3 protein-coding genes are annotated in these 3,216 nt (G+C 70.9%); all 3 read right to left on the bottom strand.

All coding sequences use genetic code 11. The features are described from left to right. Window positions 1–197: 197 nt before the first annotated feature. Window positions 198–845: an alpha/beta hydrolase family protein gene (locus AC08ON_RS15710; protein ID WP_476608246.1), complete on the bottom strand. Its 648-nt coding sequence runs from the start codon at window positions 843–845 to the stop codon at window positions 198–200. Between the two features lie 127 nt (window positions 846–972). Further along, entirely contained in the window at window positions 973–1,716 is a 744-nt protein-coding gene (locus AC08ON_RS15705) for a type 1 glutamine amidotransferase (protein WP_476608243.1), read from the bottom strand. A gap of 64 nt (window positions 1,717–1,780) precedes the next feature. Then, window positions 1,781–3,031 (bottom strand): MurT ligase domain-containing protein, encoded by a 1,251-nt coding sequence (locus tag AC08ON_RS15700; protein WP_476608242.1) that lies wholly within the window; start codon window positions 3,029–3,031, stop codon window positions 1,781–1,783. Window positions 3,032–3,216: the final 185 nt, after the last annotated feature.

The following is a 3,216-nucleotide window of genomic DNA, read 5'->3' as shown; positions in this document are numbered from 1 at the left end:
CCGGCCGGAAGGCCCCCGATTCCGCCGGCCTTCCCTCGGATTCCCCCCCCCATCCGCACGGGAAGGCCGGCGGGCCTCGGGCCCCGGCCGACCAGGTCCGCCGATGCCGCTACCCCCCTCCCGGCGGCATCGGCGGACTTCAGCCCTCGGTCTCTGCCCGGTGCGGAAACCGCCCGGCCCGCTCGCGGGCGCCGCGGTCAGGCCCCCAGCCGGTGAACAGACGAGAACTTCCACAGGGTCTCGCTGACCTTCCGGTCCCAGGAGGCCTCCGGGGCCCGGCCCTCCGGGACACGGTCCTGGCAGGTCGGCCCGGGCTCCGGGTCGAACTGCCCGACGACGCCGACCGCGGCGAACTCCGGCTTACCCGGGGCGCAGGCGGCGGTCAGGGCCAGCCGGGCACCCTCGCCGATCCCCCACACGTAGACCCGGTTCGGATCCACCTTGGTCCGTTTCGTGGAGACGAAGCGGACCACGTCGCGCAGATAGCGCACGTCCGCCCCCTCGGGTCCGTCGATCCGCCACGTGCCGCCCACGGCTTCCGGGAAGGCCACCGCGAAGTCGCGGGAGTTCGCGAGCTTGCCGGCGTCACTCTGCCGGTCAAGTGACTTCGCGTCCGCGTTGTCGTCGTGCAGGATCAACACCAGCGGAAGCGGGTTGGCGGGATCGGACGGGGCATGGACGAGCAGCTCGCGGCCCGCCGACGCGTAGTCGCCGGGCAGGCTGACCCGCTGGGTCTTCGGGCGGTCACGGGTCCCGAGGTAGCCCCAGGCGACCACGATCACGACACCGACGATGAGCACGGTTCTCTTGTTTTTGCCCCACCATCCGGCGAGGGGATTCGACACCACGGTCCAACCGAACCACACCGCTGGCCGGGAAACGCCGCAAACCTGGCAGCAGATGACGACAAGACCGGGGTCAGACCGGGGCCTGTCCGCCTTGTCCCCCCCAAAAAAAACGCCAGGGGACGCGTCAGGTGACGGCCAACGCGCGGCGCCGGACCTGGCGCAGCACCTCCACCTCGCGGGGCGCGTCCAACGGCGGCAGCGGACCATGGACCCAGCTGAGCAGGAGATCGGCGAGGGCGGGGTTCTGCGCGAGCACCGGCCCGTGCAGGTAGGTGCCGATGACCCGGCCATCCACGATGCCGTCCGTTCCGCCGTCACCGTCACCGATCCCGAGCCGGACCGTACCGAGCGGGATGCCGCTCGCGTCGGGCAACCGCCTCGTCCGCCCGGCGTGATTCTCATACCCGTACAGGGTGGGCAGGCCGAGCCGTGCGTCCGGTTCCACCACGATGTCCCCGACCGCACGCGCCGGCGGCGCGTCCGACGGGCCGAAGGAGCGACGGGTCTCCACGTCGACGAGATTCAGCCCCCCGTGGATCTCCCCACCGGATGGGAAGGTCGCGCCGATCACCTGGTAGCCGGCGCACACGGCGAGCACCGCCGCTCCCGAGCTCACCGCTCGCCGGATCGCCCGGTTCTGCCGGATGCCGTCCGCGGCGAGGACCTGCGGTGCGTCCTCGCCGCCGCCGAGCAGGTAGATATCACAGCTTTCGGGCACCGCCGACCCCGCAGGAACGTTCACCACCTCAACCGGCAAACCACGCCAGCGCAGGCGCTGGGACAGCACGATCGCGTTACCGCCGTCGCCGTAGGTACCAAGCAGCTCGGGGTAGATCAGCGCGATCCTGGTCGCAGAGCCGCCCGTCATCGCGTGGATCCCCTCATCTCGCGCACAACCTCGCCACGTGCACAACCTCGCCACGTGCACAACCTCACTGCGTGGACCTCACCAGCAGATCGCGGAACGCCGTGTAGTTGGCGACGACGTCGACCACCTTCTCGTTGGCGGCCAGGGCCGCGTCCTGCGCGCTGGCATACACGCTGTGCGGCACCTCCGCATAGGCCAGCCGAACGCTCATGTCCTCCTTGCGCTCCCCGGTGACCAGCACCTGCCGGCCGGCGAGCCGTTCGAACGGCACGTCCCAGATCCAGGACGGATCCCGCCCGTCAGCGGTCTGGGAGTTGAAGTCGATGACGACAGGCCGCGGCGGCGCGTCCGCCAACAGCTCCATCATCTCCACCCAGCCAGCGGGGTTCTTCGCCAGCAGCAACCGGCCTCGATGGCCCTCCTCGCCGAGCGCCACCTCCTGATAGCGACCCTGCACATCGCCCAGGCCGGTCATGGCCGCAAGCGCATCCTCGATCTCGATGCCGAACTCCCGGGCTGCGGCGGCGGCCATCGCCGCGTTGCCGAGGTTCACCCGTCCGGGCAGATCGAGCCGGGCCTCGATGGTGCGGCCGTACCAGAACAGTTCCCGGGAGCCGGTGACCGCGACGATCGGCTCGGGCCTGGCCAGCCCGCACTCGGACCACCAGCCGCTGCTGTTGCGGTACAGCAGCCGGGCGCACTGCGGGCAGACCATCGCGTCCGCCGTCCAGTTCTGCCCCGCCGACACCCAGACCTGCCGGTGCCAGCCCGCCGCCGCCCAGGCCACCAGGGGATCATCGACGTTCGCGACCACCGTCGTGTCGCGCAGCTCCGAGCCGAGCTCGCGCCACATGGCGGCGATGCGCCGCGTCTCGTTGGACCGGTCGAGCTGGTCACGGCTGATGTTCAGCAGCAGGACCACCCGCGGCGAGATCTCCCTGGTCACCTTCGACAGCCAGATCTCGTCCACCTCGAGAGCCGCCGCCGCGTCAAACGGCGGCCGGGACAGCGCGGCCAGCACCCCGGGCGCCATGTTCGCCCCGCCGCTGTTCGACTTGACCGGCCCCAGGGTGCCCAGGGCCCGGGCAAGCAGCCTCGTGGTGGTGGTCTTGCCGTTGGTGCCCGACACGCAGGCGGTCATCCGGTGGGAGCCGACCTCGGCGAGCGCCGCCGGGGATACCCGCAGCGCGAGCTTGCCACCGATCATCTCGCCGGAACCACGGCCGAGCCGGCGTGACGCCTCGGCCGCCAGACGTTCAACGGCGAGCGCGGCCTGGGTCCTGGCGGTGAACCGGCGGGGGATTGATGTCGTCATCGCGGTTTCTACAGTGCCACGACAGCACCGGACTGCGAAGCCCGCCCCGTCTTCTGTTCCGATAGATCCCCGGTCCAGTCCCCGGTCATCGGCCCGGTACCACCCGGTAGCGCCCCCGGACGGGGGTTTGTTCCAGCCCGGACATTACCTCACGTGAGCTGGCGTTACCCATAGTCCGTTGGGTG

It is taken from the genome of Frankia sp. CoWAU3 (assembly GCF_977971855.1).
Note: the sequence above shows the minus strand (reverse complement) of the source record. Positions and strands in the feature narration are given on the sequence as shown.